This is a genomic window from Collinsella sp. WCA1-178-WT-3 (M1) (assembly GCF_009696325.1).
Lineage (GTDB): Bacteria > Actinomycetota > Coriobacteriia > Coriobacteriales > Coriobacteriaceae > Collinsella.
This window is the reverse complement of record NZ_VUME01000021.1, coordinates 1-12,055: the sequence shown is the minus strand read 5'-3', so window position 1 is coordinate 12,055 and position 12,055 is coordinate 1. Positions and strand designations below refer to the sequence as shown.

At 48.2% G+C, this 12,055-nt stretch carries 10 protein-coding genes; all 10 read right to left on the bottom strand.

Annotated elements, in window-relative coordinates; all coding sequences use genetic code 11:
• Nucleotides 1–233 precede the first annotated feature (233 nt).
• Nucleotides 234–2,273, bottom strand: a complete 2,040-nt coding sequence (locus FYJ40_RS08765) for a DUF6541 family protein (RefSeq protein WP_154518677.1) — start codon at nucleotides 2,271–2,273, stop codon at nucleotides 234–236.
• Between the two features lie 43 nt (nucleotides 2,274–2,316).
• Entirely contained in the window at nucleotides 2,317–2,670 is a 354-nt protein-coding gene (locus tag FYJ40_RS09275; protein ID WP_154518675.1) for a DUF2304 domain-containing protein, read from the bottom strand.
• Nucleotides 2,671–2,677: 7 nt separating this feature from the next.
• Nucleotides 2,678–3,379 (bottom strand): glycosyltransferase family 2 protein, encoded by a 702-nt coding sequence (locus FYJ40_RS08755; RefSeq protein WP_154518673.1) that lies wholly within the window; start codon nucleotides 3,377–3,379, stop codon nucleotides 2,678–2,680.
• 25 nt (nucleotides 3,380–3,404) lie between these two features.
• The gene (locus FYJ40_RS09270) at nucleotides 3,405–4,661 is read right to left on the bottom strand and encodes a glycosyltransferase family 4 protein (RefSeq protein WP_154518670.1); all 1,257 of its coding nucleotides are present in this window, start codon (nucleotides 4,659–4,661) and stop codon (nucleotides 3,405–3,407) included.
• Entirely contained in the window at nucleotides 4,643–5,827 is a 1,185-nt protein-coding gene (gene wecB / locus FYJ40_RS08745; RefSeq protein ID WP_154518667.1) for a non-hydrolyzing UDP-N-acetylglucosamine 2-epimerase, read from the bottom strand. Before wecB ends, FYJ40_RS09270 begins: the two co-directional genes overlap by 19 nt.
• Before the next feature lie 4 nt (nucleotides 5,828–5,831).
• A complete protein-coding gene (locus FYJ40_RS08740) occupies nucleotides 5,832–7,049 on the bottom strand; it encodes an NAD-dependent epimerase/dehydratase family protein (protein ID WP_370450681.1) in 1,218 nt (405 codons plus the stop codon).
• A 1-nt stretch (nucleotide 7,050) separates the two neighbouring features.
• A complete protein-coding gene (locus FYJ40_RS08735; RefSeq protein ID WP_154518664.1) occupies nucleotides 7,051–8,100 on the bottom strand; it encodes a polysaccharide biosynthesis protein in 1,050 nt (349 codons plus the stop codon).
• Between the two features lie 45 nt (nucleotides 8,101–8,145).
• The gene (locus FYJ40_RS08730; RefSeq protein ID WP_154518661.1) at nucleotides 8,146–9,396 is read right to left on the bottom strand and encodes a hypothetical protein; all 1,251 of its coding nucleotides are present in this window, start codon (nucleotides 9,394–9,396) and stop codon (nucleotides 8,146–8,148) included.
• Between the two features lie 22 nt (nucleotides 9,397–9,418).
• A complete protein-coding gene (locus FYJ40_RS08725; RefSeq protein ID WP_154518658.1) occupies nucleotides 9,419–11,353 on the bottom strand; it encodes a hypothetical protein in 1,935 nt (644 codons plus the stop codon).
• A 21-nt stretch (nucleotides 11,354–11,374) separates the two neighbouring features.
• Nucleotides 11,375–12,055 (bottom strand): glucosaminidase domain-containing protein (locus tag FYJ40_RS08720; protein WP_195838634.1); only part of this gene is annotated, 681 nt, incomplete at its 5' end.

The window sequence follows — 12,055 nt, the reverse complement described above, 5'->3', positions numbered from 1 at the left end:
AACGATAGGCAACCGGACACACATTCTGTCCGAGCGGTTAAAAGCGGGCACGGAATTTAAACGGCTGAAAAAGGGGCATCGACCTGCGCCGATGCCCCCAACGTGGACACACATTTTGTCCTATAAGCCCCCATGTCGGCCCCGGTGCCCAGCGCAATAACTACGATGCTGTTTAGCGATATTCAACAGCACTCAAGCGAGCATATACTCACGGAGAGCCCGAATTTCATTTCTTAAATCTCAGTCAGCTCATATAACCGAATATCCTCATGTGAATAAATCAGTTTAAATCCTTGAGTTGAATCGTCAATTGACTGTACCCCAGACCAATATTCCGGACTATACACACAATAAAATGAACTAGATCCGGATGGCATCAAACCGTAATCGAGCTGCAGTACATACCTAATTCCATACTTTATCACCTCACTTTTTACTTGAGCATTGGTTGCATATTCATCGATATGACTCCTTAAAAGATTTGATTTATCGGTACCATCTTGGGCTGACGAAAGTCGATAAAACAAATTGATATCATTAAGACCGTAAAGAAAAGAGCTGCCGTCTAAAGGATTATTAAAGACAACGAATCTATCATCGATTACATCCTTCAAGCGAGGCCCAGCTTCCATCTCAGCTTTGTCAAGCATCAAAGTCTCAACGCGTCCATCCACAAACGGTTTACCACGAAGCTCATTAATTGACGAAATAGTATTTCTTAGATAACTAAACGGAGAAGTTAAAGTAAAAGAACCATTAACTATCAGCGAGGGCCCAAATACTGAAAACAGCACTAACAAGATGCAGCAAAATGAATAACAGAATGGAGAGACTCTGGAATCTGATTTGTTAGCTATAAAGGAGTTAGACCATTTAAAGATTATAGACAGCCCTCTTGCTGAAAATGGAATAAGACAAATCACAACAATTGCAACAATACGCCTAGAATCGGTATACCAAAATCCAGTTAATAGCTGTTTACAATATCCATCTGTCGTTACATCGACGATATACAAAATGCAAGCAAATGCAGCGGAAATCAATAGCCAATTATTCTCTTCTTGCTTGCGAAAACAAGAAGCCATAGCGATCATGACAATCACTGACATAGTAACCTGAGAAGGAAAATCGGCAAAAGAAAGAGTAAGCAGTGACGATAATGCCATGCCCAAAGACTGGAAAGCGGGCCAATTGAAAGAAACGGTATCATGTAATGCAGGCAAATTGAAACTAATTACCCAAATGCCGGCAACCGCAAAAAGAGAAACTAGAACGATAAACTTTCTCGTGATAGCCGATATCATTTTAACTGAAGACAAATAATTGTTTATGGTTTTAAGAATGAGCGGGACAAGGATTACCCCGGTTGTAAACAACGATCCCGGATGAGTTAGCGCAAGAAGTACCATCAGGATAGCAAAGCTTGCAAGGGCGGAGGAAATGGATCCGTTTCTGTTATCAAGAATTCGCCTCGAAAGAATAATGCCAGACGAAATGGTTGCCGGAACAAATACAAGGCTAAATAAATTAGCCAAGAGCGATCCAAAAGTAATTAGACCCCATGGAAACCCGACGAAACCGTAAGAAATAAAGCATCCTATGAACTCGGCAACTAAATCATCTGGATAACACGTTCTGATTAGGCTACGAACGGAGAGACAGAGCACCGGACATAAACAAACAAAAATAATAATATTTAGCGATTCACTCGGAGAAACATTAAAAGCCTCAACAATTAAAGCGGCAAGTGAATGCATGCATGTCGGATAATATCGAACTCCATCAAATAGAACTGGATTATCTCCATAACATGAACTAAAAACAACACCATGAAGTCTAGTATTGCTGAAACAACGAACAGTTGAAAGAGCAAAAGCATTATCAAAATATGGAATAACCGAGGAAGGACCATCTAGATTTTTTAAATAAATCCAAGAGACCAGTACAAAGGAAATCAAAATATATACAGTCATATAACCGCAAGATCTTAGAGACGCTGATCTAACGCGATTTAGAATAGTATTGCGATTACAAAAACCCATGGCAGCAGATATAAGAACCAAAAATACTAAGTAGAAATACCATGGTACGGGACAATTAAGGACATAAAATAGCAGCATAGCAGCTGATAGAATTAATATCGAAAACGCGGGGGATAGTGCAACTAATAAATGATTCGGTAAATCGAATCTAGCAAACGAAAGCAAACCAGGCACATATAACGCAATTGTTACTGATATGGATATTAAAACAAATAGAAGCCAATTAATCATAGGTACTTTCCCACCGCGTTAATTAGAATTATATGGACGGATCTCAACGAATTCGCTTGTGGTTCTCCAGGTCTTTTTCTAGAAGAGCAATTCGCTGTGTAAGGTTTTTAATTGCCAGAACTAATCTGCTGATCGCAATGCTTAAAGACAAAGAAATCAGCAGCAAGAGAACGATAGCTATAACCAAAACAAAATTGGAAGCCGTAATAAAGCCAAGCCAATTTGAAATGCAATAAACCAGATCAGGCACCAAAAGAGAAAGAAGCGCTAAACAGCATAAAAAAATCCATAATAGAGAGTACTTCAGAAGAAGTCTCCCTTTAGAAACGAGACTGCAAACATAAAGCAGGAGGAAAAGAAAGACCAACGCCGAGCCGAATCGAATAGCAAAACTCATGATTAACCTAACTACGCTTTGTCAAACAAGCAATTGATATAGCAAGCGAGACCTTAATCATATAATAGACAGAGGAGAAACCGCCAATCGAAGAAACGCCTCCCTGGCGCTCTCGCATCCTAACCGGAACTTCACTTACAGTTAGGCCTGCTTTAAGCGAGGTGGCAATGGACTCTGGCTCAGGATAATCATCCGGATAATTCTCGCAGAATAATTTAATCGCCCTGCATCCAGATGCGCGAAAACCAGACGTTGGATCTTTAATTGACCGTCCCGTAAATAACTGCAACCAAAATGAAAGCCACTTAATTCCAACACGCCGAAGATAAGTCGATTTGAACCCATCCGTTGAGGACAAGAAACGAGATCCTATGGCTAAATCCGCCCCATTTACTATCTCATCAACAAGCAGGGGTATGAACTTGGGATCATGCTGTCCGTCCCCATCAACCTGCACATCAATATCGTAGCCGTAATGACGCGCATATTTATGGCCAGCTTGAACGGCGCCACCGATACCAAGGTTCTGAGAAAGGTCCAGGACATTAATGCCATTTAGTCGGCAAATATCCAATGTTGAATCTTTTGACCCATCATTTATTACAATATAATCATATCCAGCATCGACTACCGCCCTAACAGTAGACTCAATGTTAGATGCTTCATTAAAGGCGGGAATAATAACCAAAACTCGCGGATTCATTAACATCAGTGAATCTCCATGTAGAGAGTAATTAATCAAATACTGCTTTTTCTATTTTATCCAAACAGACAGCTCTGGAGAAATGCTCACGATAATAATCGAAACCATTTGCCCCCAAAGAAGCGATATCGTCTTTATTCATCGAGGCGATCTTTATCATATTGTTTGCCAGGGCGTTTACATCTGACGGGTTGGATACGAACCCACATCTAGCAGAACGAACCGCATCGGCACCTTCACCACGCATTACCGCTAGTATTGGCTTCGAGGATGCCATACAGCTTGAAATCTTAGCTGGAATAGTAAGCTCTAGTTCGGGATTATCAGCAAAAGGCGCGACCATTGCTGTTGCAATATCTGAATACATGGGCACAACTTCAGGATCTACGCGCCCAACAAACAAAATGGACTCACCCAGTCCCTTATTTGCAACGGTCTTCTGCAATTCCGCTCTGGACATGCCATCGCCAAGAATTAGCAGCTTCATCTCAACAGAACTATTTGTGACTGCACGTGAGAATGCCTCAATAACCGTATCAAGACCTTGAGCCGGGGTTATGGAACCCGCAAAAAGAAATATACACTGTCCCCCAAATTGCGATCTCAGGTCAGATGAAACACTCTTCCGTTCGTAAATCTCCTCACAGTGCTGAGGTATAACGCTTATCGACGCATCCGAATTCAAGGGTTTAATCCTACGAAATAAGTTGTCGGCCAAAGAGTCGCTCAGGGCAATTAGCTTATTACAGGCAGCATACTGCTTGTCACAAAATGATTTGGCAAAAGCTCTCATGAGACTGCTTTGAACATCCAAAACCGTGTAAAGGTTCTCGGGCCAAATATCTAGTACATAGGTAACAAGCGGACATTTATTTCGCCACGCAGAAACTCTTGCTGGAATTACCATCAAAATAGGACTTGTGTTATAGCAAAAAACAACGTCGTAATTATTTTTGAGCCTCAATGCCTTGAGAGATGCAGTAATCGGCCAGCTAATATAGTTCAGGAAAATGCGGATCGAAGTATTGCCCTTTCGGCGTATTTCACCAGAACGAAAGACAGACGCACCGTGGTAATCATCGTAACGATGGCCGAAATAACCATATCCTTCGGCCCATTCGCCTGAAGGATAATTTGGAATACCGCAAAGGACATCAACACTTGCACCGTCTTCAATTAAACCTTTGACGATGTCATTGACTCGAAAGGTCTCCGGGTAAAAATGCTGCGTTACGACAAGTATTTTTTTCCCAGCACATGAGCAAGCCATTAAACGATCTTCCTCCACACCATCTTGTCCACGACGCCGGTGTAGCTCTGGATAATCTTGACCACCTTGGTGGACACGGTCTCGTCGGCGTAGTCGGGAACGGGCGCCTCGGGAAGCGACCCCTCCGCGTCGAGCTCGACGGCGGTGTGGACCGCCTGGAGCAGGCCGCGCTCGCTGATGCCGGCCAGCGTGAAGCACGCCTTGTCCAGCGCCTCGGGGCGCTCGGTGGAGGTGCGGATGCACACCGCCGGGAACGGGTGCCCGACGCTCGCGAAGAAGCTGGACTCCTCGGGCAGGGTGCCGGAGTCGGAGACAACCGCGAAGGCGTTCATCTGAAGGCAGTTGTAGTCGTGGAAGCCCATGGGCTCGTGCATGCGCACGCGCGGGTCCAGCTTGAAGCCGCTGGCCTCCAGGCGCTTGCGGGAGCGCGGGTGGCAGGAGTACAGGATCGGCATGTCGTACTTCTCGGCCAGCGCGTTGATGGCGGAAAACAGGCTCGTGAAGTTCGCCTCGGTGTCGATGTTCTCCTCGCGGTGCGCCGAGAGCAGCATGTAGCGCCTGGGCTCAAGGCCGAGCTCGGAGAGGATGTCCGAGGCCTCGATCTTGTCCAGGTTGGCGCGCAGGACCTCCGCCATGGGCGAGCCGGTGACGTAGGTGCGCTCCGGGGCGCAGCCGGTGTCCTTCAGGTAGCGGCGCGCGTGCTCGGAGTAGGCCAGGTTGACGTCGGAGATCACGTCTACGATGCGGCGGTTGGTCTCCTCGGGCAGGCACTCGTCCTTGCAGCGGTTGCCCGCCTCCATGTGAAAGATGGGGATGTGCAGGCGCTTGGCCGCGATGGCGGACAGGCAGCTGTTGGTGTCCCCCAGGATCAGAAGCGCGTCGGGCTGGACCTGTACCATCAGCCTGTAGCTCGCGGCGATGATGTTGCCCACGGTCTCGCCCAGGTCGGCGCCCACGGCGTCCAGGTAGACGTCGGGGTCGTCCAGCGACAGGTCGCGGAAGAAGATGCCGTTCAAGGTGTAGTCGTAGTTCTGGCCGGTGTGCGCCAGCAGGCAGTCGAAGTGGCGTCGGCACTTCTTGATGACCTCTGACAGTCGGATGACCTCGGGGCGGGTGCCCACGATGATCAGCAGCTTCAGGCGGCCGTCGTCCCTGAATGCGATATCGGAATAGTCCTTGCCCATGCGGCTAGACCTCCTCGTAGTAGGTGTCGGGGCTCTCGGGGTCGAAGGGCTCGTTCGCCCACATGACCGTCACGAGGTCCTCGGTGTCGGACAGGTTGGTGATGGAGTGCGTGTAGCCGGGGATCATCTCGACCACGCGCATGTCGCTCCCCTTGACGACGTACTCGTCGACGGGGAACGGGTTGCCCCCGGCGTCCTCCCCCACCTTCCTCAGCTTGATCGACGCGGTGCCGGAGACCACCAGGAACCTCTCCCACTTGCTCATGTGCCAGTGGTTGCCCTTGGTGATCCCGGGCCTCGAGACGTTGACGGAGACCTGGCCGCGCTCGGGCGTGCGCAGGAACTCGGTGAACGAGCCGCGGCCGTCGGTGTTGGGCTTCAGGCTATAGGCGAAGTTCCCCGGCTCGTAGTAGGACAGGAACGTGCTCCAGAGCTTCTTGGAGAAGGAGCCCTCGGCCAGGTCGGGCACCGTGAGCGTCACGCGGCTGTCGCGGAAGCTGTCCAGCAGGTAGACGATCTCGCCCAGGGACTTCACGTCGGTCTCCGGGACGTAGCAGAACCCGTCACCGTCGACGCGGTCAAGACCCTCGTAGCCGCAGCGGTGCTCCTCGCCCAGAAGCGCACCCAGCATCTCGCCGACCAGGTCGTCGATGTAGAGGAGCTCCAGCTCCACCGACGGGTCGTTGACGGTGTAGGGGCGGCCGTTGGCGATGGCGTCGCAGAAGGTCGCCACGGCGGAGTTGTAGCGCGGGCGGCACCACTTGCCGTAGAGGTTCGGGAAGCGGTAGATGAGCACCGGCGCCCCCGTACGCTCCGAGTACTCCCGGAACAGGCCCTCCCCCGCGAGCTTGGACTCGCCGTAGACCGAGCCCTCGAAGCGGCCCGACAGGCTCGCCTGCGCGGAGCTGGAGAGCATGACGGGGCACGTGTTCCCGTGGCGCTCGAGCGTGTCCAGCAGCGTGGAGGCGAACCCGAAGTTGCCCTCCATGAACTCCGCCCGGTCCTTTGGGCGGTTGACGCCGGCCAGGTTGAAGACGAAGTCGGCGCGGGAGCAGTAGTCCTCCAGCTCCCCGGGCGCCGAGTCGAGGTCGTACTCCATGACCTCGAGGGGAAGGAGCGGCTGGTATTTGGCGCGGCGGTCCTTGCCGTCGCGGATGTTCTTGAGCGCGCAGCAGAGGTTCCTCCCGACGAAGCCCCTGGCGCCGGTGACGAGGACGCGCACCCTACTGCACCGCCTCGTGCTCGCGGCCCTCGAGCGCCAGCTGCACGTACTCGGCGGTCTTGATCTTGGCGATGGTGCCCTCCACGTCGAGCCTCTCGGTGTTGTGGCTCGTGTAGGACTCGTCGGCCTGGGTCTCCACCTCGCCGTCGACGACGAACTTGTCGTAGTTCAGGTCGCGCGAGTCGCAGGCCACGCGGTAGTAGCCGCCCATGTCCTCGGCCCTCAGCCGCTCCTCGCGGGTCATGAGGGTCTCGAAGAGCTTCTCGCCGTGGCGGGTGCCGATCACCCGGGTGCCAACGCGGCCGAAGACCTCCTGCACGGCCTCGGCGAGGTCGCCGATGGTGGATGCAGGGGCCTTCTGGATGAACAGGTCGCCGGGGTTGGCGTGCTCGAAGGCGAACTGCACCAGGTCCACGGCCTCGTCCAGGTTCATGAGGAAGCGGGTCATGTTGGGGTCGGTGACCGTGAGCGGCTCGCCCTTTCGGATGCGGTCGATGAACAGCGGGATGACAGAGCCGCGCGAGCACATGACGTTGCCGTAGCGGGTGCAGCAGATGGTGGTGCGTCCTGCGCCGTTGCGGGCGTTGGCGTAGATGATGGACTCCATCATGGCCTTGGACTTGCCCATGGCGTTGATGGGGTAGGCGGCCTTGTCGGTGGAAAGGCACACGACGCGGTCGACGCCCTCCTCGATCGCGGCGTGGAGCACGTTGTCCGTGCCGATGACGTTGGTGCGCACGGCCTCCATGGGGAAGAACTCGCAGGAGGGCACCTGCTTCAGGGCGGCGGCGTGGAAGATATAGTCCACGCCGTGCATGGCGTCGCGCACGCTCTGGGCGTTGCGGACGTCGCCGATGAAGAAGCGCACCTTGGAGGCGAGCTCGGGGGACCTCTCCTGCAGGCGGTGGCGCATGTCGTCCTGCTTCTTCTCGTCGCGGGAGAAGATGCGGATCTCGGCAAGGTCGGTGTTCATGAAGTGCTTGAGCACGGTGTTGCCGAACGAGCCCGTGCCGCCCGTGATCATGAGGGTCTTGTCTTTAAAATTATCCATATAGATTACTCACCTTCAACAATTCCAATTTCGCACACTGATCTATCAATCTAAACCAGCTGATGAACACAATGATTGCAACAGAAGAAACAGCCCCAATAATAGTGCGGCAGAATAACCGAATAGTAGAGCAATGTTAATACCATTCATATACCAAGCGCTACACGTAAACCGAAGGAGTGACATGGTGACAACTAAAGCCACGAGATTGACGAGCAGGGTGGATTTCATGTGGCCAAAAACAATTAGCAAATCAGTGAGCAATCCCAGACAAGCTGCAAGCGTCGAAACAACCAGCACGGGAAGAAATAGATCCACATACGGAAGAATCTCTAAACCATATAGAGCCGACAACAATGGTTGTGATAATAAGCTTAGTAAAAGTGACAGAAAAATACCGACACCGGCAACAACCACTAAGGACAGTTTAACCTTCTTAATAGATTTCTCGAGTAAACCAGTTCGATAATCCATTGCAATCGGCCCAATAATGGGTTGATACAAATTTTGTGCAAGAACTTGAATAACAACGCATGGCGTAGCGACTGAGGCGTAAATTCCAAGCGCTTCCTCGCCGTAAATGAACGCAAAATACTGCCGAGCACCAGAGACGACAAAGGTACTGACGAACAGCGCAATAACCGAAGGAAAGCAGGTCTTCAGAAGATAAATTAAATCGTATTTTGAAATATAGGGGACTAGCTCGACGAAACGCCATTGATTCTTTACATGCCTGATATCAAAAAGAATAGTCACTAAACAACCCGAGAGGGCCATCAAGCATATTGAAAAGAATAAGCTAGAAAGGACTAGCATCCCAAAAGTAAAAACAGCTATATACAGAGAACCTCGTATAACATATGACTTACCAACGAGGTCGAGCCTTTGTTTCTTCTGCTCAAATCCATAAATCACATTAACAAACGCTTCGTCAAATTTAAAAAAAACGTAAGCAGAGCAAACGGTAAAACTTGAAATAGATCGCGAAATAAAGAACGAATAAATCAAGCAAAAAAACAAGGCGACAATATCTGTAAACAAGCGAAGGCCGATATAATTTGAAAGGGAAAAGCGGTTATGGACGTCAGCGACCTGATAGGTTCTCATATTATAAGAACCTAAAGCAAACATAATATTTCCAATACTCATTGCAAGAGCAAGGTAGCCAGAGTTCTGAAAATCAAAACTGAAACGCACAACCAACACAGTTAACAGCCACAAACAGCCCTGATAATAAACGGAACCGAAAGTATTCCAAATCAAGTTTGAAAATAAAGGTGCATTAAAATCGCGCATTAATACATAATTCCTTAGATCGCTAATGAATAACAGCGACAAGCGTTAATCTAATTTTACCGTCAGTATGCTTAATGACATACAAACCATTATCAACAAAATTATCGCCCGAATTGAGAAGCGAGGAGAATCTCGAACAGAAATCATCGTTCACATTGTGTACAAACAGATATTTGTATTCTGCAATGTATGTTCCAAGCGACTGATCACGACAATCTACATTGTAAATACTGTCGGACGTTTTACCGAATCGAAACGCAGAATTCGTATTGGTCTTACAGGGGTTTAAATAATAGGCAATTTGAAATAAAGTGCCTCCATCGCCATCCTGATCAATCAAATAAAGACTATCATCATCGGAAAGATAGTTCGATAATTGTTCAGCGATACATTGTGCCGGCAATACAGAGGAAGCTACATTGCTACTTAAAGCGCTTTGAAGGGCATTAGTTGAAGTGAGAACAATAAACAAACAAAGGGGAATGAATAACATTGAGTTGAAAGGCCTAATACCAGACTTGTCTAAGCGCAGTGCAAAGTCTACTGAAATCATGAAGAAATATATCATTTCAATGGATACAAACGTTCCCAAATAACGATTAAATGAAGCGAGATTCACAGCTTCATAAGCATCAAAGCAGAACAGGTAAAGAAGTAACATTGAAACTGTATATCCAATAAAACCCACGACAAACACGGAGCACGTAACCAATATACGCCGCGCGTATCCAATGTTATTGCCTCGATAGCCATAATAAATAGCTATGCATATAAGTAAAATCAAAATGAAGGCACAGGAAGAGTAGCTTAAACTCACTGGATAAGTAACAAATGAGTTATCAAGACAAGAATGAATAAAATGAGTCAGAGTCTCGGTCCTATATGGTTCTGCAAAAGAACCCGTTAAAACTCCATTTGCAGCATCGAATAAACTAATCTTCGAAAGGTCAAACTGTTGATCTGCAGTTGAAATTGATACCCTATTTTTCCACAAAAAGCTGAGAAAAAGCGGAAACACAATTACTGCAATAGCTTTATAGCCACAATTAACAGCATCACCTCTTGAGGTTGACTTAAATTGCAGAAAGACCAGCCTTAAAGCTAACGCAAATATCGTTAGGCAAAAAAAGGCGATTCCAATCTGCTTGGTTAACAATATTGCAGATAGGATCAATGTAAGTAGAACCGTTGTGCTGAAATCAAAATTATCCGATTCTAGGGCAATATATAAAGCCGTCGCCACAAGAGCCGCAAGAGGTAAGTCGTTATAGAGAGACAACAAAGTCTCCTGCCCACATGGTCCAAAAGACAACACGCATACAAGCGAAATAGGAAATACGACGAACACCAAGCTGGAGATTGGATCGATTTTGCAATGTATTTTCTCAAGTGGAATCATTAGAAGCGAAAACACAAACAGATGGACGGATCTAAATAAATATGCTTCGCTGAACCCAGAAGAACATGAGACACGAACGTAAAGATATTCCAAGATGCTCAGAAAGGGAGGGTAATCCCTATGAACAGTAAGAACTGATGAATCATTCAGGTAAAAATCATTTAGCCTAAGAAGCTCTTTGGCCATCACGCCCCAATGAGACCATTCATCCCACATAGAAAATGAACGTTTGTAATCAATTAAATAAACAAATGTATAAAGCAAACAGAAGATTAATACTGCACAAAACACCGATTGACCATCAGTATTTGACTCTTTTCTTACCCTTTTAGATTGAAAAAAGACCGAATAAAATGAAAATCCAAGATAGATTAATAAGCAGGCGTTTATCCCCAACAATCCAAATGAAAAGTCGGAAAACAATAGCCCACTTATATAGAGAACTAACACTGCAAATATCATAAAAGCAGGAAAAGATCTGAAAACTGAGAGCCGGAAAATATTACTGAACGCAAACGCGCCTATCGAAAAAAACAGTAAAGGAAAAAGAAAACCCATAAGATACTTCCTGCAAAACAACTAATTTGAATATAAAGATGAAACAATACGCAATATCTTATATCCATAATCAGGGTCAGAAGCCCACTTCCCTCCAAGCATAGAGACAAAAGGACAAGAGCCCCTCTTTACGTATTGAAAACGAGGGTCAACGCATGCGTTAACCAAATTATCACAAGAGGCATAGGCCTTGAGGTGCTGAACTTGCGCCCTAATTCCAATGCGAACAGAATTTAGGCCATATGAATTAAATGACGCACCCTGTACACCGTTATCCAAAGCGCCGATTCCACCAAAATTGCATTGTTCAGGCTTTACCTGGCCTCCAAATTTTAGCCAACCAGTTTCAAGCATTGATTGCGCAAAGACAACATAAGGATTTACGCCTTCAGAGGCTGACTCCTCGAGAACAAGAGAGCAAAATTCGGTAATAGTTCCCGCTCCATATGCAGAGTAAACATCAGCAGGAAAAGCCGCGCCCGCCCGTGCAAAAGCAGCGATCATGCTGCTGGAGCTATAAACACCTTGTGACATGATTTTACAATCCCCATCGTGAATGCTAACTGTGGCGGTGACCCAGCCGCGGCTCTCGGAGCCGTAGGTCGCCCACACGGTCGCGCGGTACTCGCCGAACTCGCCGAGGTCGGCGGCCGCCGGCGCCGCGCCCGTCCAGGAGCCGTCGGCCTGGCGGTAGAGCTGGTA

What these genes read in the sequence shown, in the direction of transcription:
- FYJ40_RS08730 (WP_154518661.1), bottom strand. Translation starts at nt 9,396, where the DNA reads ATGCGCGATTTTAATGCACCTTTATTTTCAAACTTGATTTGGAATACT.
- FYJ40_RS08735 (WP_154518664.1), bottom strand. Translation starts at nt 8,100, where the DNA reads ATGGATAATTTTAAAGACAAGACCCTCATGATCACGGGCGGCACGGGC.
- FYJ40_RS08725 (WP_154518658.1), bottom strand. Translation starts at nt 11,353, where the DNA reads ATGGGTTTTCTTTTTCCTTTACTGTTTTTTTCGATAGGCGCGTTTGCG.
- FYJ40_RS08755 (WP_154518673.1), bottom strand. Translation starts at nt 3,379, where the DNA reads ATGTTAATGAATCCGCGAGTTTTGGTTATTATTCCCGCCTTTAATGAA.
- FYJ40_RS09275 (WP_154518675.1), bottom strand. Translation starts at nt 2,670, where the DNA reads ATGAGTTTTGCTATTCGATTCGGCTCGGCGTTGGTCTTTCTTTTCCTC.
- wecB (WP_154518667.1), bottom strand. Translation starts at nt 5,827, where the DNA reads ATGGGCAAGGACTATTCCGATATCGCATTCAGGGACGACGGCCGCCTG.
- FYJ40_RS08765 (WP_154518677.1), bottom strand. Translation starts at nt 2,273, where the DNA reads ATGATTAATTGGCTTCTATTTGTTTTAATATCCATATCAGTAACAATT.